The organism is Algoriphagus terrigena DSM 22685 (assembly GCF_000429445.1).
GTDB lineage: Bacteria > Bacteroidota > Bacteroidia > Cytophagales > Cyclobacteriaceae > Algoriphagus > Algoriphagus terrigena.
Map to the genome: position 1 here is coordinate 127,763 of NZ_AUBW01000007.1, position 25,141 is coordinate 152,903.

General features: G+C 48.4%; 23 protein-coding genes. 13 read left to right on the forward strand and 10 right to left on the reverse strand.

The genetic code is table 11. The features are described 5' to 3' along the window. Positions 1-29: 29 nt before the first annotated feature. The 3 genes from G459_RS0107765 to G459_RS0107775 form a co-directional block, all read right to left on the reverse strand. Positions 30-539, reverse strand: coding sequence for a DUF2911 domain-containing protein (locus tag G459_RS0107765; protein WP_035455397.1), 510 nt, complete (start codon positions 537-539; stop codon positions 30-32). A gap of 137 nt (positions 540-676) precedes the next feature. Further along, positions 677-1,825, reverse strand: a complete 1,149-nt coding sequence (locus tag G459_RS0107770; protein ID WP_026967141.1) for a Gfo/Idh/MocA family protein — start codon at positions 1,823-1,825, stop codon at positions 677-679. Between the two features lie 134 nt (positions 1,826-1,959). Further along, on the reverse strand, positions 1,960-3,099 hold the full coding sequence (locus tag G459_RS0107775) for an MBL fold metallo-hydrolase (protein ID WP_245588143.1): 1,140 nt from the start codon (positions 3,097-3,099) through the stop codon (positions 1,960-1,962). 186 nt (positions 3,100-3,285) lie between these two features. On the opposite strand from G459_RS0107775, the gene G459_RS0107780 reads away from it, so the two are divergent. Together G459_RS0107780 and G459_RS0107785 are read left to right on the forward strand one after the other, a co-directional pair. Further along, a complete protein-coding gene (locus tag G459_RS0107780) occupies positions 3,286-3,744 on the forward strand; it encodes a (2Fe-2S)-binding protein (RefSeq protein WP_026967143.1) in 459 nt (152 codons plus the stop codon). Between the two features lie 2 nt (positions 3,745-3,746). After that, entirely contained in the window at positions 3,747-5,909 is a 2,163-nt protein-coding gene (locus G459_RS0107785; RefSeq protein ID WP_026967144.1) for a xanthine dehydrogenase family protein molybdopterin-binding subunit, read from the forward strand. 146 nt (positions 5,910-6,055) lie between these two features. Here the strand turns inward: G459_RS0107785 and G459_RS0107790 are convergent, their stop codons facing one another. Further along, positions 6,056-6,403 (reverse strand): hypothetical protein, encoded by a 348-nt coding sequence (locus G459_RS0107790; protein ID WP_026967145.1) that lies wholly within the window; start codon positions 6,401-6,403, stop codon positions 6,056-6,058. A gap of 93 nt (positions 6,404-6,496) precedes the next feature. Here G459_RS0107790 and G459_RS0107795 point away from each other — a divergent pair, with 93 nt between their 5' ends. Then, positions 6,497-7,642 (forward strand): cysteine desulfurase family protein, encoded by a 1,146-nt coding sequence (locus G459_RS0107795; protein WP_035455399.1) that lies wholly within the window; start codon positions 6,497-6,499, stop codon positions 7,640-7,642. On the opposite strand, the gene G459_RS0107800 is transcribed toward G459_RS0107795, so the two are convergent. The 3 genes from G459_RS0107800 to G459_RS0107810 all read right to left on the reverse strand — a co-directional run bounded on the left by G459_RS0107800 (position 7,639) and on the right by G459_RS0107810 (position 10,720). Then, positions 7,639-8,220 (reverse strand): nucleotidyltransferase family protein, encoded by a 582-nt coding sequence (locus tag G459_RS0107800; RefSeq protein ID WP_026967147.1) that lies wholly within the window; start codon positions 8,218-8,220, stop codon positions 7,639-7,641. The two genes, G459_RS0107795 and G459_RS0107800, sit on opposite strands and share 4 nt — an antisense overlap. Positions 8,221-8,323: 103 nt before the next feature. Continuing rightward, on the reverse strand, positions 8,324-9,445 hold the full coding sequence (locus G459_RS0107805) for an XdhC family protein (RefSeq protein ID WP_026967148.1): 1,122 nt from the start codon (positions 9,443-9,445) through the stop codon (positions 8,324-8,326). Positions 9,446-9,460: 15 nt separating this feature from the next. After that, positions 9,461-10,720, reverse strand: coding sequence for a sterol desaturase family protein (locus tag G459_RS0107810; RefSeq protein ID WP_026967149.1), 1,260 nt, complete (start codon positions 10,718-10,720; stop codon positions 9,461-9,463). Between the two features lie 249 nt (positions 10,721-10,969). On the opposite strand from G459_RS0107810, the gene G459_RS0107815 reads away from it, so the two are divergent. The 8 genes from G459_RS0107815 (at position 10,970) to G459_RS27055 (ending at position 19,453) form a co-directional block, all read left to right on the forward strand. Continuing rightward, positions 10,970-11,449 (forward strand): hypothetical protein, encoded by a 480-nt coding sequence (locus G459_RS0107815; protein ID WP_026967150.1) that lies wholly within the window; start codon positions 10,970-10,972, stop codon positions 11,447-11,449. Between the two features lie 9 nt (positions 11,450-11,458). Next, positions 11,459-12,199 carry a glucosamine-6-phosphate deaminase gene (locus G459_RS0107820; protein ID WP_026967151.1) on the forward strand — a complete coding sequence of 247 codons (741 nt, stop codon included), beginning with the start codon at positions 11,459-11,461 and terminating at the stop codon, positions 12,197-12,199. 90 nt (positions 12,200-12,289) lie between these two features. Then, complete coding sequence (locus G459_RS0107825) at positions 12,290-13,615, forward strand: sugar MFS transporter (RefSeq protein WP_026967152.1); 1,326 nt, start codon at positions 12,290-12,292, stop codon at positions 13,613-13,615. Then, a complete protein-coding gene (gene nagA, locus G459_RS0107830; RefSeq protein ID WP_026967153.1) occupies positions 13,600-14,757 on the forward strand; it encodes an N-acetylglucosamine-6-phosphate deacetylase in 1,158 nt (385 codons plus the stop codon). The genes G459_RS0107825 and nagA overlap by 16 nt, the downstream gene beginning before the upstream one ends. A gap of 24 nt (positions 14,758-14,781) precedes the next feature. Next, positions 14,782-16,119: a Gfo/Idh/MocA family protein gene (locus tag G459_RS0107835; protein ID WP_026967154.1), complete on the forward strand. Its 1,338-nt coding sequence runs from the start codon at positions 14,782-14,784 to the stop codon at positions 16,117-16,119. Between the two features lie 126 nt (positions 16,120-16,245). Then, entirely contained in the window at positions 16,246-17,250 is a 1,005-nt protein-coding gene (locus G459_RS0107840; protein WP_026967155.1) for a Gfo/Idh/MocA family protein, read from the forward strand. A 164-nt stretch (positions 17,251-17,414) separates the two neighbouring features. After that, positions 17,415-19,049 (forward strand): M1 family metallopeptidase, encoded by a 1,635-nt coding sequence (locus tag G459_RS0107845; RefSeq protein ID WP_026967156.1) that lies wholly within the window; start codon positions 17,415-17,417, stop codon positions 19,047-19,049. Positions 19,050-19,051: 2 nt separating this feature from the next. After that, positions 19,052-19,453 carry a putative quinol monooxygenase gene (locus tag G459_RS27055; RefSeq protein ID WP_035455401.1) on the forward strand — a complete coding sequence of 134 codons (402 nt, stop codon included), beginning with the start codon at positions 19,052-19,054 and terminating at the stop codon, positions 19,451-19,453. Between the two features lie 106 nt (positions 19,454-19,559). Here G459_RS27055 and G459_RS0107855 read toward each other — a convergent pair whose 3' ends face one another. Both G459_RS0107855 and G459_RS0107860 read right to left on the reverse strand, forming a co-directional pair. After that, a complete protein-coding gene (locus G459_RS0107855; protein ID WP_035455403.1) occupies positions 19,560-19,862 on the reverse strand; it encodes a Dabb family protein in 303 nt (100 codons plus the stop codon). A gap of 131 nt (positions 19,863-19,993) precedes the next feature. Continuing rightward, positions 19,994-20,911 (reverse strand): TolB family protein, encoded by a 918-nt coding sequence (locus tag G459_RS0107860; protein WP_026967158.1) that lies wholly within the window; start codon positions 20,909-20,911, stop codon positions 19,994-19,996. 237 nt (positions 20,912-21,148) lie between these two features. Here G459_RS0107860 and G459_RS0107865 point away from each other — a divergent pair, with 237 nt between their 5' ends. Then, positions 21,149-23,179 carry a M13 family metallopeptidase gene (locus tag G459_RS0107865; RefSeq protein ID WP_026967159.1) on the forward strand — a complete coding sequence of 677 codons (2,031 nt, stop codon included), beginning with the start codon at positions 21,149-21,151 and terminating at the stop codon, positions 23,177-23,179. Positions 23,180-23,273: 94 nt separating this feature from the next. After that, on the forward strand, positions 23,274-24,284 hold the full coding sequence (gene galE, locus G459_RS0107870) for a UDP-glucose 4-epimerase GalE (protein ID WP_026967160.1): 1,011 nt from the start codon (positions 23,274-23,276) through the stop codon (positions 24,282-24,284). A 166-nt stretch (positions 24,285-24,450) separates the two neighbouring features. Here the strand turns inward: galE and G459_RS0107875 are convergent, their stop codons facing one another. Continuing rightward, positions 24,451-25,086: a putative polyvalent protein kinase domain-containing protein gene (locus G459_RS0107875; protein WP_035455405.1), complete on the reverse strand. Its 636-nt coding sequence runs from the start codon at positions 25,084-25,086 to the stop codon at positions 24,451-24,453. Positions 25,087-25,141 lie beyond the last annotated feature (55 nt).

A 25,141-nucleotide genomic window follows, 5' to 3' on the forward strand; every position in this document is an offset into this window, starting at 1 on the left:
CGGGTGTTTCTGTTTCTTGGCTTTTTGTCTTAGGACCCGATCTTGGCGTTAGCCACTCCGTATTCCCATCTGACTTCAAAGCTGTCAGGTTTTACTTCGTACACCAATCGCTCTTCCAAAGTTGAACCCTGTCCTGAAGGTACATCTACTCTCAACACGTCTTGTTTTGCATCATAGTCAAAAGCGCCCCATTGCTTGGCTACTTTGTTGAAAATGAAGGTAGACTGTCCTGATTCGCTCGGGATAATAAAGAAGCCGTAGGTTCCCGCAGGAAGTTTTTTCCCCTGAACCGTGATGTCCTTGGTTGTAGTGAATGTCGTGGCTTCGTTGGCACCAGCTCTCCAAACCTGCCCGAACGGAACGAGGTCACCCCAGATTGTCCGGCCTTTTACCGCAGGAGAGGAGTAGTTGATGGTGATCTTAGAACCGGCCACGGTTCCCTCTGCTACTTTGGCAGGGCTTGCTTTTTCCTGTGCAAAGCCCGCTACTACCACAAATGCGGTAAGCGCCATTGAAAAGATTGTTTTTCTGAAATTCATTGTTGTGATGGGTTTGTTAAAGGTAAATTAGTAATAATTGATTTAATCCATTCCTTAAAACTGAATTAAGATTGAAAGGTTGTAGCGAATTAAAAAAGCCTTTTCAAAATAAATCTGAAAAGGCTTTTGTTGTTTGCTTAGACAGTGACCCAAGCTTGTTTTTTATTGCTTTCAACGATTCGCTCTCCGATGATGAGTTCTCTTAAGCCACTCGCAAAGGTCGGATAGGAAGGATTCTCAGGTTGTTTACCTGCGGCCACCGCTGCGTAGACTTCTTTAAACATCTGCTTGGACGTGTCCGGGAAGCCTTCGTTATGACCTCCTGGAAAGCTGATCAAAGCAGATGCCTCCGGATGGAACAGCGATGGATCTTTCATTAGGTGTTCGTTGGCTTTTTCGCGCTTTCCGATCCACAGCTCATTTGGCCTTTCTGAATTGAATTCAAAATTGGACTTGGAGCCGGAGATTTCGATGTTGAGACGGTTTTTGCGGCCCGCGCTCACCTGAGATACGGTGACCGAACCTTTGGAACCGTTGTCAAAGCGAAGAAGCACGGTCGCGTGATCTTCGGTATTGATCGGAACTTCGGCATAATCGGAAGCTTCCAGCATCTTGCCGGAATAGGTTTCGATCGCTTTCAACGGCTTCAATCGGGTTTTGTGAACTGTTGAGAAATCTGCCATGACTTCGGTGATCTTCAGACCGGTCACATATTCGGTGATGTCCAGCAGGTGCGAACCGATGTCGGCAATTGCGCGGGAATCGCCGGATTTGTCAGGCTCCAATCTCCAGTTGTAATCGGTGTTGAGGTATAACCAATCCTGCAGATACGAACCCATGATGGAATATACTTCGCCGAGTTCGCCTTTTTCACGCATCGTCTTCATCTGGCGGACCATCGGATAGTAGCGGAGATTGAAGTGGACGGCATTCACAAGTCCTGTGGCAGAAGCAATCTTGACCAGCTCTTCAGCTTCGTGGATCTTTACTGCAAGAGGCTTTTCGCAGATCACATGTTTGTCAGCTTCCAAAACTGCTTTTGCCTGAGCATAATGCAGGAAATTTGGCGTACAAATATGTACCACATCGATGTCGTCCTGCTTGAGCATATCCTCGAAAATGTAGGCTCTTGGGATGCCCAGGGCTTTAGCCTTATCATTGGCAAGCTCCTGAGTGACTTCACAAAGGGCCACGACTTCGACATTGGGTAATCTTCTAAGTGCCTCGAGATGGGCCGGCCCGATAAATCCGGTACCGACGATGGCAGCTTTAATGGTTTGAGACATAGGTCTATTGATTTATTGTGCTTTGAAATTAGCTAAAATCGCGAAAAGTGGAAGCGATTTGTCCGAGAGTGTAGTGATAAAATATCCTAAAAGAACGCCGTCAAAACCTGATTTCTGGCTTTTGGACTTGCAAATCAGGGCTTAACCCACCAGGCTTCCTGAGTCTTCAGCTCCTGAGAAAGCTCGATAAACGCACCTATTTTCGGTACAAAGATCGGAGCATTCAACTCAGTCGATCTCTTGATAACCCGCTCCACCGGATCAGTCCAGGGATGAAATGCCAGTGAAAATGCCGCCCAATGGATTGGCATGAATACCTTCGCACGGACGTCCAGTGCCGCTTGCGCCGTGTCCTCAGGCATCATGTGGATGTCCTTCCAGTCTACGTTATATTGACCGCACTCCATCATTGCAAAGTCAAATGGGCCGTATTTCTCACCTATTTCCTTGAAATGGGAGCCATAGCCGCTGTCACCGCTGAAAAAGATCTTGTCTTCAGTGCCCTGAATCACCCAAGATCCCCAAAGCGTGGCAAATCGATCTCCGAGTCCCCTGCCTGAAAAGTGCCTGGCAGGAGTAAAGGCAAACTTCATTGAATCGACCTGGGTTTCCTCCCACCAGGCCAATTCCTGAATCGATTCTTTGGCTACACCCCAGCTTTGTAAGTGAGCGCCAACTCCAAGTGGAACAAGAAATTTTTCTGTTTTGGATGCCAGTTTTTGGATCGAACCATAGTCGAGATGATCGTAGTGGTCGTGAGAAATCAGGATGAGGTCGATCTTGGGCAGTTTCTCGATCTCGATCGGCAATTCTCTCGAAAATCTCTTTTTTCCAAAAAGCGGATTCGGGGCGGGAACATCCCCGAACATCGGATCGATTAGGATGTTTTTTCCGTCCATTTGAAGGAGAAAAGCCGAGTGTCCAAACCAGATCAAGCGGCCTGGAATCGAGTCAATGACCAGTTCGAGGCTGTCCCGCTTCTCTTGGGGAAGGTCAAAATCCGGAATGCGGATCGGATCATTTTTAAAGAATTTCGGAATCATCTGCATCGTCTTCACGATTCCCATTTCCATGCTGGTTGGAGTAAGGTTGGAGAATTTTCCCTTGGAGAAATAGGGGAGTTTCTGGAAAGCTTCCCGGCTTTGCTGATCAGGAGCAGCACCAAATTCGGGGCTGAATTTCACGAAAAGAACGCCGATGACGACTAGGAGGACTAGAATTGTCAGAAAGGTAAGCATGGAATATTTGATGAGTTTCAGGAAAACCTTTCCCATTAGAATGTCGGACAGATTGAAATTACAAAGGATTCTAACTTGTTCTGACTGAAAAAGGTGCGGGAAATTTCCGTCGTCAGCTGGATAAAATCCTATTTATCAAGTTCCCAAGCCGTTAGACATCTAATGCTGTTATCGCAAACATATTTTTTATACCTTAATTCCAACATAAATAACCCGTTAGCTATGCCAAATTATAACCTGAAAATCAATGGAAAGGCCCATACCGTTGATGTAGAAGACGATACTCCACTCTTATGGGTACTCCGCGATCACCTCGGGCTGGTCGGTACGAAGTTTTCCTGCGGCATCGCTCAGTGCGGTGCGTGCACGGTGCATCTGAATGGCAGTGCGACGTTTTCATGCGTCCTGCCGGTGTCAAGTATTGGTAAAGCCGAAGTGACAACCATCGAAGGGCTCTCTGAAGACGCGGATCATCCAGTTCAGAAAGCCTGGGCTGAAGTTGACGTCGCCCAATGCGGCTATTGCCAAGCGGGTCAGATCATGACTGCTGCGGCCTTTTTGGAAGAAAACCCAAAACCGACGATGGATGAAATCGACAATGCAATGAATCGGAATATCTGTCGCTGCGGTACCTATCACAAGATCCGTGAGGCAGTCGCTTTAGCCGCAAACACCAAGTAATCATGAGCACAGTCGTCAAAGCAAGCAGAAGAGACTTTCTGAAGATCGCCGGAACCTCCGTCGGCGGATTGGTCATCGGATTCAATTGGTTCAGTTGCGATTCTCCCAAAGCGGAAGTCATCAGCACCGAGGAAATCTTGGCACAGGCCAAGTCATTTAACAGCTATCTGTCCATCTCTCCGACGGGAGACGTGGTGATTTATTCCCCAAATCCAGAGTTGGGACAGAATATCAAGACTTCCTTCCCGATGGTCGTAGCCGAGGAATTGGAGGCAGACTGGGAAAAAGTACGGGTCGTCCAGGCGAATCTGGATACCGAAAGATACGATCGTCAACTCACAGGCGGATCGGGAGCGATGCCGCACAGCTGGGAAATCCTGAGAAAAGCAGGAGCCACCGCCAAGTTTGTTTTGGTGGCAGCCGCAGCAAAAACCTGGAACGTTCCCGTTGGGGAAATCACGGTCGAAAAAGGAATTATTTCCCACAAGGCCTCCGGCAAAAGTGGACATTTCGGTGAGTTTGTGGCTGAAGCTTCCACAATGACAGCACCAGAAGAAGTTACTTTGAAGGATAAAAAGGACTTCAAGATCATCGGCACTCCGGTCAAAAATGTCGACACCAAAGAGATGTACACCGGCAAACCTCTGTTCGGTCTGGACTTTTACCGCGAGGGGATGAAGCACGCGATGGTTCAGCGGGCACCATTTGGGATGAAGATCAAAACGGTGGACGACTCTGCTGCCAGGTCCGTCGCGGGCGTCACCGACGTGGTCACTTTTGGTACGAGTGTAGCGGTCGTCGGAACTTCCACCTGGCCACTCTTAAAGGCTAAAAAGTTACTGAAGGTCGAATACGAACCGGACGGGGCAGTGGAAAGCACGACCGATCACGACCGCATCTTCGCAGATCTCATGGCTAATGGAAAGGCTGAAGTCAAGCGCGAAGATGGTAATGTAAATCAGGCTTTTAAATCAGCTGCCAAAGTTGTGGTTGCGGAATATCAGTGCCCTTTCTTGGCGCATTCTCCGATGGAGCCGGAAAACTTCTTCGCCCATGTCCAGGCCGACAAAGTTGAGTTGATCGGACCAACCCAGACTCCAGGTCGTGCGAGAGACGCCGCCGCTGAGATCACAGGGATTCCAAAAGAAAACATAACCGTACAACTTACACGCTTGGGCGGAGGATTTGGTAGACGGCTGCGGGCGGACTACGCTGAAGAAGCCGTTCACATCTCCAAAGCGATCAATGGCCCGGTGAAAGTCACTTGGAGTAGGGAAGACGAGCTCACGGGCGGAGCCTATCGACCGGCTGTCAGGTATCGGTTTGAAGCAGCTTTGGATGCCGAAGGAACCATGGTAGGGTATAAGCTCAGGGGAGTCGGGATGAACGAGGCCAACTCCACGCGCCCAAATAACTTTCCGTGCGGAGCGGTCGAGAACGTGCTGATTGAAAACGTCGTGCATCCAACGCCGATCACCATCAACCCCTGGAGAGCTCCTGTTACCAATTTCCTGGCTTATGCCGAGCAGAGCTTTCTGGATGAGGTAGCTTTAGAAGCGGGAAAAGATCCTGTCCAATTGCGCCTGGAATTGTACGAAAAAGCAAAAACAAATCCAGTGGGAACGATGGATTACAACGTCAACCGGATGATCGCCGTCACCAAAGAAGTCGCCGAGAAATCAAATTGGGGCAAAAATCCGAATGTCAAACAAGGATTGAGCGTGTACTTTTCCCACCGCTCGTATGTCGCCCAAGTGGCGGATATAGAGATGGAAGGCGGCACGCCGACTTTGAAAAAGATCACTGCGGTGACAGATTGCGGGATGGTGGTGAATCCGATAGGAGCCAATCATCAGGTTAAAGGCGGAATCGTAGACGGCATGGGCCACGCGATGTACACCAATCTGACTTTTGAGAATGGCACACCCAAGCAGAAAAACTATGATTCGTATCGGCTGATCCGTATGAAAGAGGTTCCAGAAATAGATACCCATTTCCTGGATTCTGGATTTGATCCAACCGGATTGGGCGAACCGGCTTTACCGCCAACGGGAGGCGCGATCGCCAACGCGATCTTTGCAGCAACTGGCAGAAGACTTCGAAGTCAGCCTTTTATCGAACAAAAGGAATTTTCTGATATTAAGTTGGGGATCAAGAGAGGTTAGATAGATGTCAGTATCGCGAAGTTAGACTCAAGACTGACACATTTAGGCCAGACGATCAAGTAACCGAAACCTTCCAGAATTTCTGGAAGGTTTTGTGTTTACTAATCTGCCGATCTAAAGTTGTTTCTGCGTAAAAATATGGAGCCCTAGATCTCGTCCATGCCTCGCTCAGGCCAATATGGACCGACCAGTTTTAGCTTTTTATTGGTTTGGTCGATCTCAAAAGTCAGCTTCAATTCGTCCCGTTTTTGCTCGTGAATCGCCAGACAGGCATTGAAGTGTACCAAATCAAAGTCCAAGACCAACTTTCCATTCAGCGCATCCGCGAATTCCGGTTCGCCTTTGAGTCGGACTTTCTCAGCGAGAGCACCTTCTTTTTTGAAGTAGTAAGAGAGAAAAATGCCGAGTTCTTTTTGCTCTTTTTCAAGCGTTTGGATCAGCTGCTCCGGGGTAGTGTCAGTGTTGGGAAAATCAAAGGACCAGGTTTCTTGCATGGCTTTTTGGATCGATGTTGCCAAACTTAAACAGTACAATCCGCAAATCAGTTTCTCATCGCCACAATCCCTACAATCTGTTATCTTACTCCAATGAATTACCCGATTTACCTCGACTACAACGCTACCACACCTTGCGCTCCCCAAGTCATTGAGGCGATGCTGCTTTTTTTTGGAACCCACTTTGGAAATGCTGCCAGCAAAAGCCATCCTTTCGGCTGGATGGCTGAGAATGCCGTAGAAGAAGCTCGGGAGAAGATCGCTCAACTGATCGGCGCAAAGTCTAAGGAAATCGTTTTTACATCCGGCGCTACTGAGTCAATCAATCTGGGTATCAAGGGGATTTTTGAACACTATGCCGGAGAAAAACAACACTACATCACTTGCCAAACCGAGCATAAAGCGGTCTTGGACACTTTTTCCGAACTCCATAAAATGGGAGCGGAAGTAACAGTTTTGCCGGTCAGTTCACTGGGTGAAATCGATTTGGAAACGCTTGAAAAAGCCATTCTACCGTACACCAAGATGATTTGCCTAATGTGGGCAAATAACGAAACCGGGATCATTCATCCCGTCGAAAAAATCGCCGAAATCTGTGCAGAGCGAAACATCATCTTCTTCAGTGACGCGGTGCAGGCGGCCGGAAAGATACCGGTGAATGTAGCTGGCATCCATCTAATGGCGCTGTCGGCCCACAAGCTTTACGGCCCAAAAGGAGTCGGGGCTTTGTATGTCCGCCACAATCATGATTTGCCCAAGCCATTGGCACAGATTCATGGCGGAGGGCATGAGAAAGGAATGCGCAGTGGGACGCTGAATGTCCCGGCGATTGTCGGTTTTGGCAAAGCCGCAGAACTTCGGAGCGGGGAAATGGACACTGAGGCAAAGCGTCTGGAAATCCTCCGAGATAAGCTGGAAAGTGGACTTTTGCAGATTGGGGGTACCAGACCGAACGGAAGTCAAATTAGCCGATTGCCCCATGTTACCAACGTTGCTTTTGCCGGGGTAGAAGGAGAGGAGCTGCTTCGCAAAGTCAACTTGAAGGTAGCCGTAAGTTCCGGCTCGGCATGTACTTCGATCTCTCCCAAACCCAGTCACGTGCTGAAGGCGATGGGATTGGATGCAGATTTGGGAAGAGCCTCGATCCGGTTTAGCCTTGGGAAAGACACAACGGAGAAGGATGTCGAGTATGCGATTGAATGGGTGAAAAAGGTAGTCGTGGACTTGAAGAGTTCTTAACCATTTAACTCCTTCAAATCTTCCTCCGTATCGATATCAACCTTGCCTTTTGGAAAGGCAATAGTCGCCAAATCCTCCTCGTGCGCCAGTGCTATTTGTTTTGCACCTTCGTCACCTGTCAGCTCCATCAATTCCTTGAAATAGGCTTTGCCAAAGAGAATAGGCACTCCAACGGTCTTGGAATAGGCACAGGCAACGATGCCCTTTCCCTCTTTCTCTTGGGCCGCGATCAACTTATTCAAAAGCTTCGCATCCACAAACGGCTGATCACAAAGCATGATGATCACCTGATCAGGTTGGTCGAATCTGAGCATGTACTCCAAGCCAATCTTGATGCTGGTAGACATGCCTTTTTCGAAGTGCGGATTCGGGATATTTGGGATACTGGCTCCCGAAAAAGTCTTCTTGATCTCATCGCGATTTGCTCCAAGCACCACCACGCGCTTGTCGGCTTTACAGCCATTTGCAGCGTCTATGGCCAGCTGAAGCAAGGTTTTATCCTTGTATTTGGCGATTTGCTTTGGGTAGCCCAGTCTAGTTGATTCTCCTGCTGCGAGGATGATAATTCCTGTAGTCATGTGTTTATTAGTTGTTTTTAAACGGCGATCTAGACGAGGCTGCTATCCGGAAGAATCGCGCATTGCAGAAGTCCCTCTGTGTGTAATCAGCGAATGCCCGATTTCACTGGATTTTCTCGTGTATCGGACCGTTTTTATCCCGCAGAAAGATAGGTTGTTTCCGGTTCAAAACGGCCTTGATCTCCGCTAACACAGAAAGAGCAATTTCTTCGGATGTCTCAGCGCCAATTTCGATCCCTATTGGTGCATAGATATTGTCAGTATAGACTTGAATTCCTTTGGTTTCCAGCCGTTGGATCAGCTTTTCGGTCTTCCGCTTGGGACCCAAGATCCCAATGTACGGAATCATGCATGTTAGCAATTTTTCCAAAACCACCGCTTCGTACTCGAAATTATGCGTCATCAGCAAGGCAACTGTCTGTGGATCTGTCTCGATTTTCTCCACGACTTCTTCGGCTGTCCCGAGGATGATCCGCTTCGCAAAAGGAAATCGGGCAGGAGTGGCCTGATTCTTTCTTCCGTCGAATAGGATCAACTCAAAACCCAATATTTCGGCCATCTTGGCCAAAGGTTGTGTGTCATTTCCCGCCCCGAAAAGCAGGACTCTTGTGGTAGGTTTGAGTACTTCAAAAAACACCGAAATATCATCCTGATCAGGAAAGCTTCTGATCAAGCTGCCGGAGTCGAACCCAGCAATTTCCTTTTGAAGCAACGCCTTGAGTTCTGGATCAGTAATCCGTTTTTCCCAATTCCCCAGTTGTTGACCGCCTTTATCAAGGATCACAGTGCCGATCTGCTCAGACTTTGAATTTTTAACCGAAAAAAGCGTGAGTAATAGTCCAGCCTGCCGATCAGCAAAAGCGGCTTTGATCAGCTCAACCGGATTTGCGGAATCTTCAAAATCAATCGGCTCGATCAGGACGTGAATGATGCCGTTACAGCCGAGTCCGACGCCAAACTTCTGGTCGTCCTCATCGGTCGTGTCATAGGTGACAAGCATGGATTTTTGCTGAAAAATGACTGCCTGAGCCTTGCGAAGTGCGTCACCTTCCAGACATCCTCCGCTTATGGCGCCAGTCAGATTTCCCTCCTCGGACACCAGCATGCGTGCACCGGGCCTTCGATAGGCCGAGCCATCCACCTGAACGACGGTGGCGAGGGCTACCTGCTGTTTTTCGGATTTGTAAACTTCGTATGACTCGATAATCTGTTGAAATTCTTTCATTTAAAGTGATTTGTCTCAATCCGCGAGTTGAAGCTTTTCCTTCTTAACGGAAAACCAAACCGAAAGAAAAACAGAGACCAGCAGATATCCCATGAAAATATAGACAGCTCCAGGCAAAAGCTTACTCAATTCAAACCAATCTCCCGTCGACGCAATAAAATAAAAGGCATAAGCGGCCTTCAGGAGGTCCCAAGCCCAGGCATTGGGGTTGCGGTCCATCAGCTCGGTGAAGGCGTAGACGGATAGAAATATGTATCCTCCAAAATAGAAAATCCCCGGCATCCCGATGTCTGCGATATTTCCAAACAAATAACTCAACAGCAGCAACAAAACCATCAGTTGGGTAAAACTCCAAATGAGCATGCCTTTGGTCAGGGCCGGGTTGTATTTCTCAAAGTGATAGACATCCTGAATCTTAGCCACTGGATACTTTTGCGCGACGTCGGCAGGTCTCCAACCCAGCGGCATAAACCAGATTTTCAGCTTATCAGCCCATTTTTCAGCTCTCCAGGCATCCTGAATTAATAACCATAAATGTTGAAAATTGATCTTTATTGGGTTCCAAGTTTGTACCGGACGGGTGACGCCGTAGACTGGGGAAACTTCCGCCATCTCTTTCTGATACGTGCCAAACCATTTGTCCCAAAAGATGAAGATTTGCCCGTAGTTTTTGTCCAGATATTCGCGATTGATCGCGTGGTGAACCCGGTGATGAGAGGGGGTGACGATGATCTTTTCCAAGAAACCCATCCGACCAATATGCTGGGTGTGGTACCAAAACTGCGCAAAGAGATGCAGCGGAGCCACGACAGCGATCACCTCCGGAGGAACGCCCAAAATCGCCGCTGGAATCAGGAAAACCGCAAAGATCTTTACAATCTGAGAGATGCTTTGCCGCAGGGCACAGGCCAGATTAAACTCCTCGGAGCTGTGGTGGATGATGTGATTGTTCCAAAAGATGTTGTACTCGTGGGCTATGCGGTGCGTCCAGTATCCTGCAAAATCCAAGGCAAAAAAAGCAATGATATACACCAGCCAGGTTGCTTCGATGTGGAAAAACCCAAACTTTTCAGAGAGCCAGTCATACGAGATAACTACTAAGCTTAGCCCCAAGACATCTTTGGTGACATTGGTCATCCCGGAGCTCAGGCTGGAAATCATGTCGTTCATCGGCACGGTATCGTTGCCCTTCCAGATTCCCCAAAACTTTTCAAACAACACCAGCACGAAAAAGGCCGGCATGGCGATTAACAAGATCTGTCCGTAGGCTTCCATTTGGGTTTGTTTTCTGGGCTATTCGCACTAAACTTAAGACAAATCCGACTTTGTTTCAATAAGCATCAGGCCCTAAGTTTTTGGATTCTAGACAGGCTCAGTAGTCATTCTTTCTTTCAGACAGGGGAGGGTTTCGAATTCGGATTTTTGAGCTAATTTAAAAATCCGGTTTGCTGCGAATCCCGTCTGTTTTTGAGACGGATCCGGGTGCGTTCTTTCCGGGTTTAATAGTTTATAGATTACTTCATCATGGAAATCCCAAGTCTCGCCCAACTCAAAAAGGATCTCGCTTATCTCTCCGAAAAAGAACTCGTCCTGTTAGTTACCGACTTGGCTAAGTTTAGTCGGGACAACAAAGCCTTTCTGTATTTCAAGCTAAACGAACGGGATCAACCCACACTTTATGTAGAGTCAGTCAAGCAGGAATTGGACGAAGCGTTCCAATCGGCGAATACCAGAAACTATCATCTGGCGAAAAAAGCAGCGCAATCGATCCGAAGAAAACTCAACAAAGCGCTCAAACTAAGCAAAAACAAGGCGGATCAAGCCGACTTGATTCTGTATTTCTGCGAACAGATGAAGAACTTCGGCTACCTCGGTTTTAGATATTCTGTAATTGATAACATTTTTGCCACTCAGGTAGGAAAGGCGCAGAAGTTAATCGCCTCCCTTCACGAGGACCTTCAGAGTGATTATGGTTTTAGAATTGAAACACTTTTTGAAAATTAACCCGAACTCATGACCATCGACATTTCCCAAAATCCAGCAGAACTTGGCCAAAAGTCTGGAAAATCAGGCGCGGAACTCATCCGCGGAGCCATCCAAACCCAAGGCTTTGCAAACATCATCCTTGCCACCGGAACAAGCCAATTTGAAACGCTCGGCCAGCTTTTGGCTGAAAAAGACATCGACTGGAGCAAGGTCACGGTTTTCCATTTGGACGAGTACATCGGGCTGCCGATCACCCATCCGGCGAGCTTTCGAAAGTATCTGCTGGAGCGTTTTTTCAACCTTGTCCCAGATCTCAAAACTTATTATCTCATCGACGGGGAAAATGATCCTGAGGCAGAATGCGCGCACTTGTCTGAGCTCATTAGCCGACATCCAATCGATGTTGCTTTTGTCGGTATCGGGGAAAATGGCCATCTGGCTTTCAATGATCCCCCGGCGGATTTTGAGACGGAAAAGTCCTATCTGGTCGTCAATCTAGATCATGCCTGCCGCATGCAGCAGTTGGGCGAAGGCTGGTTTCCCGATCTAAAATCCGTTCCCAACCAGGCGATCAGCATGTCCATCCACCAAATACTGAAGTCCAAGTCAATCATCTGCTCGGTTCCGGATCTCAGAAAGGCACAAGCGGTCAAAGATTGCATCGAGGGTCGGGTCAGTAATCTGCAGCCCGCTTCCATCCTTCAAACTCACCCGGCCTGCGAAATGTACCTTGATGAGGCTTCTTCGTCCTTACTTTCGGGCCATTAGACCGAATCGCCTTGTAATCCTGAGATAAAATTTGGTTCTTAATACCATGACGACAAATCCGGATCTGTCGTCCTTTTCACCCAGATTCTTATGGCCAAAACCAGCGCGGCAGTGCGTGCAGATTCGCTCAGTCCCCGGGACACCTGGATATCCATCGGGATTATCGGGACACTTTTCTTCATCTTTGGTTTTGTCTCATGGGTCAATGCCATCCTGATTCCATACTTCAAGATCGCTTTTACACTCAGCAATTTTGACTCGTATCTGGTGGCCTTTGCCTTTTACATTTCCTATCTGGTGATGTCGGTTCCGTCTTCCTATCTGCTCAAAGCTGTAGGTTTCAAAAAGGGCATGATGGTTGGGTTCTTGGCGATGGCGGTTGGCGCTTACATCTTTATCCCTGCCGCATTGGGTCGAACCTACGAGGTGTTTTTGCTCGGTCTGTTTACCCTTGGAACTGGCCTCGCCGTACTCCAAACCGCTGCGAATCCGTATGTGACCGTCTTGGGACCCAAAGAGCGGGCCGCTCAGCGGATCAGCATCATGGGGATTTTCAACAAAGGCGCAGGCATCCTGGCTCCGATCATATTTGCAGCGGTCATCCTCAGAGTAGGAGATACCGATCTTTTTCAACAGTTGGAAACGATGGGGGAAGTGGAGAAAAACGCGGCTTTGGATGAGTTGATCCGGCGGGTGATTGTGCCCTATTCGGTCGTGGGGACGGTTTTGTTGACGCTCGGAATCTTGGTGCTCTTTTCGCCACTGCCGGAGATTGACACCGAGCATGAGAGCCCGGAAGTAGCCGAAGCCAATTCCGGCAAGACGTCAATCCTCCAATTTCCCCACCTGATTCTCGGCGCCGTCGCGATCTTTCTTCATGTCGGTACCCAAGTAATTGCAATCGACACAGTGATCGCCTACGCCAACTCGTTTGGCATCGGTCTGATGGAGGCCAAAGTCTTTCCTTCATACACGCTCGCTTTTACCATCGTCGGCTATCTAATCGGCATTTCGCTGATTCCCAAAGTCATCTCTCAGGTCAATATCCTGAGGATTTGCACGCTCTTGGGGACGGTTTTCACTTTATTGATTGTCTTCACCTCAGGCGAGGTGACGCTTATGGGGATCACATCGGATGTATCGATTTGGTTTGTGGTCTTGCTCGGTTTGGCTAATTCATTGGTGTGGGCGGGAATCTGGCCCTTGGCATTGGATGGACTTGGACGATTCACCAAGCTTGGCGCTTCGGTCATGATCATGGGGCTGTGTGGCAATGCCTTCATGCCTCTGATTTATGGCTATCTAGCCGATTTATACAACGTCCGAATGGCCTATTGGATCTTGTTTCCCTGCTACCTGTATTTGGTTTTTTACGCCGTGTATGGCCACAAAGTCAGAAGATGGAAGATTGCCTGACCCTTCACGGAAGATCCTATCGGGATGGGAAACCGATGGAAATAGAGATTTCCGGAGGCTTGATTACTTCGGTAAAATCCACTTCGAAAGAGCTTCCAGACGATATCTTCCTGGGACCGGGAATAACAGATATTCAGGTAAATGGGTATCTGGGCCAAGACTACAATTCTCTGACGGAGGATATTTTGGCTCTGGGTCAAATCTCCCAGGAATTGCTGAAAGCCGGTGTTACGACTCATTTTCCAACCCTCATCACCAACAGTCCGGATCAGATTTCGAAATTGATAAAGCAGGTTGTTTTGCTTCGAAAAAAGGATCCAACTGCCTTCCAAAGTATCGCTGGACTTCACATCGAGGGACCTTTTATCTCTTCGGAAGATGGCCCGAGAGGAGCGCATCCGAGGGAATTTGTACAGGCCCCGGATTGGAGTTTGTTCCAAAGTTGGATCGAGGAAAGTGAAGATTTGATCCGGATGGTGACGCTTTCACCGGAATGGGAAGGTTCGAGAGCTTTCATCAAAAAGTGCGTAGAAAATGGAATCTTGGTCTCCATCGGCCACACCAATGCGACTCACGAGCAGATTTCCGAAGCGGTGAAAGCCGGAGCGAGGCTTTCCACTCATCTCGGAAATGGAGCGCACCAGCTTTTGGCCCGGCATCCCAATTACCTCTGGTCACAGCTGGCGGAGGAAAAGCTATCCGCTACCGTTATCGCCGACGGTTTTCACCTTCCTGCTGAGGTTATTCAGGTTTTCAAAAAAGTAAAGGGCAAAAACCTCTTGCTCGTCAGCGACTCAACATCCTTGGCGGGAATGCCTCCGGGAGACTATGACCTGCATATTGGAGGTCAGGTAACGCTGACTTCGGAAGGGAAACTCCACATGCGATCCAACCCCAAGACGCTGGCAGGTTCGGCCATGAACTTGCTTCAGGGAGTAAATTTTCTGCTGAAGCATGAGCTAGCGACAATGAGCGAAGCCTGGGAAATGGCTTCGGTCAGGCCAATGATGCTTTTCAATCCAGATTTCGATCCCTTTCAGCCTGGGCAAATTGCGGATTTGATTTTGGTCAGAAAACTTGTTGACAATCAGCTCAAACTTGTAAAAACCATCAAGAACGGGAGAGAAGTTTATTCGCTTTGAACCCAAGTCAAAAACCTAAACGCCATGAAAAATAACCTCAATCGTCGCACATTCCTGAAAACTGCCACCACAGGAACACTTGGACTCAGCGCGATGTCTTCAGCTTTTTCATTCAATATACTCTCTGAATATCCGCTCAAAGACAAATACCGGGTAGCCGTCATCGGTGTCAACAGCCGGGGAGCTCAGCACGTCCAGGCATTTGCCAAGATTCCAAATGTGGAAATCGCCTACATCTGCGACGTGGATTCGAGGGCTCGGGAAAAGGGGATCGAACTGGCAAAAACTTCCGGCGCCCAAACGCTGCCCACCGGCTTGGTCGATTTCAGAAAAGCACTCGAAGACAAAAGCCTTGATGCGGTTTCGATAGCAATGCCTGACTTTTGGCACACTCCGGCGGCGATCCTGGCAATGCAAGCTGGCAAGCATGTCTATCTGGAAAAGCCAGGCTCGCACAATCCAGCCGAGTCCGAACTGCTGGTGGAAGCAACCAACAGATACGGAAAGATCGTCCAGATGGGCAACCAGCGTCGATCTTGGCCGCGGGTGCAGGAAGCGATGAAGGAACTTCACGGCGGTACGATAGGCCGGGTTTACTACGCCAGAGCCTGGTACACCAACACTCGGCAGAGCATCGGAACTGGTAAGACCGCCCCGATTCCGGATTGGCTGGACTACGAACTTTGGCAGGGACCGGCTCCGCGACAGGATTTCAAAGACAATCTCATTCATTACAACTGGCACTGGAAATGGCACTGGGGAACCGGCGAAATCGTCAACAACGGCGTCCATTTCCTGGATCTGGCGCGATGGGGACTTCAGGAAAACTATCCGATCAAAGCCTATTCCAGCGGTGGACGCTATCAATATCAGGACGATTGGGAGACTCCCGACACGCAGATCGCTTCTTTTGACTTTGCCGATGGCAAATCCATCCTCTGGGAAGGCCGCAGCTGCAACGCCCGAGATATCAATGCCATGGGTTCGGGTGTCTCTTTCCATGGGGAAAACGGGACTCTGGAACTCCTCAACAACTCCTACAAGATTTTTGACAACAAGAATCAATTGGTCAAATCCGCTGATCCAACGAGCAACACTGTGGTAGATCAGAGCGGAGCTGGATTCGATATGGATATCGCCCACTTCACCAATTTCGTCAACGCGATCGACAAAGGTGAGAGCCTGATTTCTCCCTATCCGGAAATCCAGAAAAGCGTGCTGCTATGTCATTTGGGTAATAATTCCTACCGCACAGGAAGAGCCTTAGAGATCGATCCGACTTCGGGAAGGATTGTGAAGGATAAAGGGGCGATGAAGCTTTGGAGTCGGGAATATCAAAAGGGTTGGGAACCAAAGCTTTAATCGAAAGCGACGAGAAGCGAGAGTCCAGAGACAAGAATCAAGAGGATTTACGATTTACGAAGTATCGGGTATGTCAGCGTTCAAAGCTGAAGTTAGCCGATGATATAAAACATTTATTTTCAACATATGAGATCATCCCGTCGATCATTTATAAAAAAAACATCCGCAATAGGGGCTGCGGCCAGCTTCGGTTCTTTGCCATTTTCTCTCCTCGCAAATGAACGAGCCGAGGTGATCCGGATCGGAATCATCGGCTTGGATACGTCGCATTCTCCGGCATTTACCAAGCTTTTCAACACAGAAAATCCAAAGCCCGAACTCGCGGGATTCCGTGTCGTAGCGGCCTATCCCCATGGAAGTCGGACGATCAAGTCCAGCTACGACCGCATCCCCGGATACATCGAGCAGGTCAAGGAATTGGGCGTGGAGATTACAGATTCGATTGAGTCGATGCTGGCAAAGGTTGATGTGGTCTTGTTGGAGACCAACGACGGGAATCGCAGATTGGAACAGGCTAGAAAAGTCATTGCAACTGGGAAGCCATTTTTCATCGACAAGCCTGTAGCTGCGAGTTTCAAAGACACCAAGACGATCTATCAGGAAGCCAAAGCTGCCGGAGTTCCGATCTTCTCGGCATCTTCGCTGCGATACATGAGCAACGCGCAAGCGGTCCGGTATGAAAACAAGATTGGTCAGGTGCTGGGATGTGACGCTTTTAGTCCAGCTGTTTTGGAACCCAGCCATCCGGACTTGTTTTGGTATGGCATTCACGGCGTCGAGATCCTGTTTACCGTGATGGGCCCGGGTTGCGAGTCTGTCACGAGGTTTTCAACCGCTGATACCGATGTGGTAGTTGGACATTGGAAAGACGGCCGAATCGGCACGTTCCGTGGAACCCGTGCCGGAAAGCATGAGTACGGTGGAACAGCTTTTGGCGTAGAAGGAAACTTGGTTTTAGGCCAATATGAGGGTTATGAACCCTTGGTAGTTCAGATTGCTGCCTTTTTCAAAACCAAGAAAAGCCCGGTGGAAGATGCAGAGACGCTGGAAATCTATGCCTTTATGGAAGCAGCCGATGAAAGCAAAAGGAGAGGAGGAGCGAAGGTGAATCTGGCGGATTTCGTTGGCTAGAGCTCAGGGTCTCCTGTTTTGCTTCTCCAAAAGCAAGGCAGCGCTCCCCTGACTTTTATAAAATGGAAGGACGCAATTCTGCCGTCAAAGTAATTACTTGCCGAATTGATCGGTTTTTTTTAGAATATTTGAAACCGAAGATCTACCCGTTTATTACTATTTCAATGAAATTTCAGCTTAGACTGCTCGCCACAATTTTCCTTTCCTTTCAGTCAATCCTGGCTTTTTCCCAGGAAAAATACACCCACGCTGACTCGCTTCGCGGAAGCATCACGCCAGAGCGGGCTTGGTGGGATTTGAAGCATTATGATTTAGCCGTGGAGATTTTCCCCGAAAACAAATCAATCAAAGGCTCAAACACAGTCCGGTATCAGGTAAAAAACGCCAGTCAGACCCTTCAGATCGACCTTCAAGAACCCTTGAAGATCATCTCTGTGACCCAGGATGGGGCAGATTTGAAAGTGAGGAAGGACGGCGCTGCGCATTTTGTCTCCCTTGAGAAGAAGCAGGTGCCCGGAGCCACCGAAGAGATTGTAGTCCGATACGAAGGCAAGCCTGTCGTGGCTGTGCGACCGCCTTGGGATGGTGGCATCACTTGGACCAAGGATTCGAATGGAAAGGACTATATCGCTTCCTCCAATCAGGGAATCGGGTCCAGTATCTGGTGGCCGACCAAAGATCACCCGGCAGATGAAGTGGACAGCCTCAAGATCAGCGTGACGGTGCCAAATGGCCTGATGGATGTATCCAACGGTCGATTGATCAAGACCGACAAAGGCGACAAAACCACCACTTACCACTGGGCGGTCAACAAACCGATCAACGACTACGGCGTCAATATCAACATCGGAGACTATGTGCATTTCGGCGAAAAATATGCCGGGGAAAAGGGTGAACTCGACATGGATTACTATGTCTTGAGAGAAAATCTGGAGAAAGCGAAGGTGCATTTCAAGGACGCCGGACGCATGATGAAAGCCTTTGAACATTGGTTTGGGCCGTATCCATTCTATGAAGACGGCTTCAAACTTGTGGACGCGCCCTATCTTGGCATGGAGCACCAGAGTTCGGTGACCTATGGCAACGGTTACCAAAACGGCTACCGCGGACGTGATCTCAGCGGTACGGGTTGGGGCTTGAAGTTCGACTTCATCATCATCCACGAGGCAGGTCATGAGTGGTTCGCCAACAACATTACTTACCAAGACGTGGCCGATATGTGGATTCACGAGAGCTTTACCAACTACTCAGAGAGTCTCTTTGTGGAGTATTACTATGGAAAAGACGCCGGACAGGAATACGTACGCGGCACCCGGATGGCCATCGCCAACGACATCCCCATCATCGGGAAATACGGCGTAAATCAGCGCGGGTCCGGCGACATGTACTACAAAGGCGGCAACATGCTCAACACGCTACGCGAAGTCCTAAACGACGACGACAAGTGGAGAGAAATGCTGCGTGGGCTGAACAGCGAGTTTTATCATCAAACTGTAACTACCCAGCAGGTCGAAGACTACATGGCGAAGGCTTTTGGGATGGATCTGCAGCCCATCTTTGATCAGTACTTGCGCGACGTGCGGATCCCGATCCTGGAATACTATTTCTCTGACGAAAAAACGATGAACTACCGCTGGATCAACAGCGTGGCTTCGTTTGATATGCCGGTGGATCTGATCTTGGGAGAAAAGAAAACCAGGGTCAAACCAACGACGAAATGGTCGAAGCTGGAAGTAGCCGGAAAGTCCGACGTGAAAGTGGATGAGGATTATTATGTGGGCATTTCTAAAATGAGATAAATATGAAGTTTCACGTCTTTAAAATCTGCACTGTAGCCGCTCTGTTGATGATATTTTCCAATGCATCGGCTCAGGAAGAACACAAGCAAATGGTACGTCTGGCAAATCTGGTGATCGACGAGGCTCATTTAGAGAGCTACAATGAATTTCTAAAAGAGGAAATCGAAACCTCCCTTCGCGTCGAACCGGGAGTGCTTACGCTCTATGCAGTAGCAGAGAAAGACAATCCCACACAAATCACAATCCTGGAGATCTACGCCAGCAAGGAAGCCTATCAGAGCCATATCCAGACTCCGCATTTTCTGAAATATAAAAACGGAACTCAGCACATGGTCAAATCTTTGACTTTGACGGAGACTACGCCGCTGATCCCAAATATGAAGATTAAGAGTAAAATAGAGTAGTGGACGTGCTGCTTCTGGAGAAGCGGCATAGCTGGTAAAATGGAATAGTGGCAGGGAAGCGAGAGGAAACCATCTCCTTGTGGAAACGTCAGCCAACCGGGTTAAATTATTCCATTAACTCAAAGTCTATCTCCAGAAATTCCTTCACATTCGGGATCCAAAAGTCCTGAACAAAGGAACTGTGGGAGGGATCGTTTTGATAAGCTTTATATGCCTGCGGGGAATCAAATTCCATCGACAAGCCATAGTCAAAATTATTCTTGGGGCTGACTTCAAGTAGACTTTCAAAGCGGTTTACACCCTCGATTGCCGCCAACTTTCGAGCCTCCTCAAAAAATGCTTTCGCCTCCGGAGATCCTTTGGGATGATTGAGTTTAAAAATGACGGAATGGCGAATTTTAAAATTCATAATAGGGAAAGGTTTGGTTGATCCAATTTGTAAGTATATCTGCTTTCTGCCAAAATAGGTAGGTTGAGTTGATTAATTGGAGTCCAGCTTCGGGAGAAGCAGGAAATCCCAACGATCACCCTACCGGGCTATTACAGGTCCTCCAGCTCATAGGTGACATAGGAGAATTTGGTGCTTTCTGCATTCCACGATGGTACATTGATCGTGCCTTGACCGCCGTAAAACTCCTCAGTCAGGTCCTTAAGCTCTTTTGTCTTCAGGTCCAATAGGCGCAGTTTCACCTGCCTACCAAACGGATGTGCCTGCTTCTGATCCTCCAGATAGGTGATGACCGTGGCCACCTCATTATTTGGTGCGATGTGTGCAAACCAATTGGAATGTGCGTCAAAAGTCATCTGCTCCAGCTCTGATCCGTTCGGCTTCATACGCCAGATCTGCATCATCCCTGACCGGTAGGAATTGAAATAGATGTATTTCCCGTCAGGAGAATATTCCGGGCCGTCATCCAAGCCTTCGGCGCTGGTCAGTCTGATCTCTTCGCCACCATCCACACTCATCTTATAGACATCGTAGTTTTCATTTCGCGGCGCGCAGTAGACAATGTCTTTTCCGTCAGGAGAGACACCATGCCAGTAAGATGGTGTAAGTGGCGTGATCAAAACAGGTTCCCCGCCGGTCGAAGAAACTTTGTAAATGAAGGAGCTATGGGTTTGTATTTCATTTTTTCCGCTGGAGATGAACAGCGTTTTCCCGTCAAGGGAATAGCCGTGATCATTGTTTGCTTTCTGGACATCCCCTGTATTTAAGACACCTAAATTCTTTCCATCCAGACTGATTTTCTCCAGCTTTCCCTGGCTGTTGATCAACAAATAGGTGCCGTCTGGAGACCAATTCGGAGCTTCAAAATGCCGGTTTTCCTTCAGGATCATTTCTGATTTTCCAGTTTGGAGATCGTAAATGTGGAGCGAGCTGATTACTTTCTTCCCCTCGGGGACTTGGGCGAAAAGGGAGCTGCTGACGCAGAAAAGGAGTAAAGTGAGGAGTTTCATGGATTGGGTAGGTTTTTGGGTTTTAGGGAAAGTAACCTATTTGCCTGACGATGACAACACAACATCCTGTGAAGCCGGTGAATACCGATATAAAAGGCCGTGATTCTTTCGGATTTCCCAAATCCGCCTACCTTCCAAATCTTCTATTTTCCTCCCAAAGGCTGCCTTGAAATATCATGTAACCGACAGTTGCAAGTCCGCATTTTTTAAGACAACTTCATCCAAACCCCATACCTTATGAGAAACTATCTTTACCTCATGCTGACGGTTGGCCTGCTGGCCTCCTGCGACAAACCGGAAGCTTCCGATGCCGAATCCAAAAGAGAATTCGTCGACGTAGCCGGCATCGATCCATCGATCAAGCCCGGAGACAACTTCTTCATGCATGTCAACGGCCGATGGTACGACACCGCCCGGATAGCAGACGATCAGGTAGGAGTGGGGTCATATTCTTTTTTGAACATTCCACAGCGGCAACTGTTGGAGAATATCCTGGAGGAAGTGTCCGCCGGATCCCATCCTGCCGGGAGCAATGAGCAAAAAGTGGGAGATTTCTACGCCTCCGGCATGGACACCGAAACGATCAATGTCCGCGGCTACGAGCCGATTCAGCCGGTTTTGGACGAGATTGAGGCGATCCAAGATGTACCGGGTTTGCTGGATTTTACTACCGCTCAGATAGCCAGAGGCAACAATTCCATCATCGGAATGAACGTGTCTCCAGATCAGGAGAACAGCGCCATCAACATCCTCCATTTTAGCCAGTCAGGATTGGGACTGCCGGACCGGGATTACTATTTCAAGACCGATTCCGCCACAGTCGGCATTCAAAATGCCTATAAGACTTATTTGGCCGCACTTTTTGAACTGACAGGATCCAATGCAGCTGATGCAGCAAAAAACGCTGAGGTCGTCTATGGAATTGAAAAGTCCTTGGCGGAATCCCACAAGACCCGGATCGAGCGACGGGTTGTCAAGGAAAACTATCATAAAATGGCGGTATCTGAACTGGATTCAAAACTACCGACGATCGGCTGGAGCAAGCTGCTGACCCAACTGGATCTATCCGCGGATTCGGTGGACGTACGTCAGCCCGCCTACTATACCAAGCTCAATGGCATGCTGAAATCGGTGCCAGTGTCCGACTGGAAGACTTATCTCAAAGCCAATTCTTTGGTCACCTATGCCAATGTATTGAGCGAACCTTTTGAAATGGCTGCTTTCGAGTACGAAAAAGTCCTGCTCGGACAATCCAAGCAACTCACCCGAGAGCAACAGATGGTCAGCAAAGTAGACCGTCAACTGGGCTTTGCTTTGGGGCAACTGTATGTGAAAAAGTATTTCAACGAGGATGCCAAAAAGCGGATTCTGGATTTGGTCAACAACCTGCAGAAGGCTTTTGAAACCCGCATCAACCAGCTCGACTGGATGAGCGACAGCACCAAGACCAAGGCCAAGGAGAAACTCTACGCCATCACCAAAAAGATCGGGTATCCGGATGTCTGGAGAACCTACGATGCAGTCAGCATTGACAGAGGAAAATACTTCGAAAACGTCGTGGCGCTGATGGAAGACAACTACCGGTACGAAGCTGCCAAACTCAACAAAGCGCCAAATAAAGACGAGTGGGGCACGACTCCTTCCACGGTGACGGCCTATTACAATCCCTCACTCAACGAGATCGTATTCCCTGCCGGAATCCTGCAGTATCCCTACTTTGACCTCTATGCCGACGATGCGATCAACTACGGTGGTATCGGCATGGTGATCGGGCACGAGCTGACACATGCGTTTGACGATCAGGGCGCGCAATATGACAAAGACGGAAATGTGAAAAACTGGTGGACTGAAGCCGACTACGCTAAGTTCAAGGAGAAAACCCAGCAACTCACGGATCGCTACGATAGCTTCACGGTGCTGGACAGCGTACCTGTGAAAGGCGCCATGACCATCGGAGAAAATACGGCGGACAACGGCGCACTCTACATCGCCTACGAAGCTTTCAAACTCACCGAGCAGGGTCAGGATACGACCAAGATTGATGGCTATACGCCGGATCAACGGTTTTGCCTGTCCATCGCCAGAATCTGGCGTGTCAAAACCCGCGATGAGTTCATGAGAAACTACGTAAACACCAATTCCCACTCTCCTGCGATGTGGCGGGTGAACGGCCCCCTGATGAACTTCGATCCGTTCTACAAGGCATTTGCCGTGCAGGAAGGTGACAAAAACTTCAAAGCTGAAGCGGATAGGATCAAAATTTGGTAACAAACCAGAGTCATAATCCTGGCAATGCACACTAAAATCCTCCAGTAAATTGGAGGATTTGAATAGTTTTGCCTCAGAATGACTTTTAAACTATATGAAGAAGATTTTGATCACCGGCGGAGCCGGATACATCGGTTCACATACCGCAGTTGAATTGTTGAAAGCAGGCATGGAGCCGATTATTTTGGATAATCTGTCCAATTCCGATGAGAAAGTGCTGGATCGTCTGGAAGAAATTACGGGGAAGCGCCTTACTTTTTACAAGGGCGACTGCAATGACAAATCCGTATTGGAATCTATTGCAAAAGACCACAAACTGGAAGGAGTGATTCACTTTGCTGCGTTCAAAGCAGTAGGAGAGAGCACTGCCCAGCCCTTGAAATACTACCGAAATAATGTCGGTTCCTTGCTCGTTTTGCTTGATTTCATGCAAGATCAAGGCATCAAGGACCTGGTCTTTTCCTCTTCCTGTACCGTCTATGGACAGCCGGAAGTACTGCCGGTGACAGAAGCTACACCGCGCCAAGATGCCGAAAGTCCCTATGGCAATACCAAGAAGATCTGCGAGGATATCCTGGTGGATTTTGTGAAAAGTAAACCTGGCATCCGCGTGGTTGCACTTCGCTATTTCAATCCAGTCGGAGCCCATCCAAGTGCGAAGATCGGCGAATTACCGCTGGGTGTTCCAGCCAATCTGGTGCCTTTTGTTACCCAAGTGGCGGCTGGAATACGGGAAAAACTGACGGTGTTCGGCGACGACTATGACACGGTTGACGGCAGCTGTGTGCGCGACTACATCCACGTGGTGGATTTGGCAGATGCGCATGTGAAGACGCTGAGCTTTCTGCAGGATCAGGAAGTCGACTTTTACGACGTATTTAATGTCGGAACAGGAAACGGAAACACCGTCTTGGAGGTAATCCACGCCTTCGAAAAAGTAAACGGAGTGAAAGTAAACTATGTGATTGGCCCGCGACGGCCGGGTGATGTGGTCAAAACCTGGGCGGATACCACCAAGATCAACAATGTACTGGGTTGGAAAGCCAATTATTCCTTGGAAGACTCCATGCGTGACAGCTGGAACTGGCAGAAGGGCTTGAAGTAAAGGAATCGAAACCGGGGTTATTGACTCCGGTTTTTTTTGTGAAAACCATGATCCGCCGAATTTGCAATTCCAAGGTGATGAAGTAGGATTCCGACTTATGCTGAGATCGGGGATTAATAATCCTTGGACGGGACTTCAGGATTCCAGAACCTGAAAAGCCAACAATCTATTTCCAAAACTCCTCCGTCAAATAGAAAACGGTATCAATAAAATATAATACTCCATTTCGTGTCAATACATTTTCGTCATGTAAATCTTCCAGAATTATCCCCAAGTCTGGACTGAAATAATCATTATTCCGAGTATTAAAAAAGCCATTAGAGCCCAGAAAGGATTTTATTTGGTTGAGGTCAGTAGGCTCGGTGATTGAGACAAACTCCTGTTGAACTACTGCAAAAAGGGAATCAGTTTCTTTTGTAAACCCCAGAAGCTCGTATGCAGTGTCAGGAAAGAAAAAATTATGGAGCAGAAGATTGTAAAAGTAGTCTTGCCAAGAACTGTAGTAAATAGCGTCGTTGAGTTTGATGACTCGATCAGAACCCTTTAAATAGACGCGTTGTTCGGCACCTTCGCTGACATATTTTGAAAGGTCCAAATCGGTTAGCCAGAGATTGTTTTTCGAAACAAATCTTTCTAAGTCCTCCGTTTCTTGTTTTCGGACTTGCTTTGAGATTTGAGATTTTGGGCTTGCTGCCTTGCCATGGCCAAGGTGACGGGAGGCTGCTTGGATAGCTGCTCCATGCCTAACTTGGCTCTTTCCTGAAATGATAGCTCTGATTTCATTTTTTAGCTGATTTTGCATCCTTTCAAAGATACATATTGGTGAGAACTTCAGAAAAACTTGAAGAGCTCGTTTT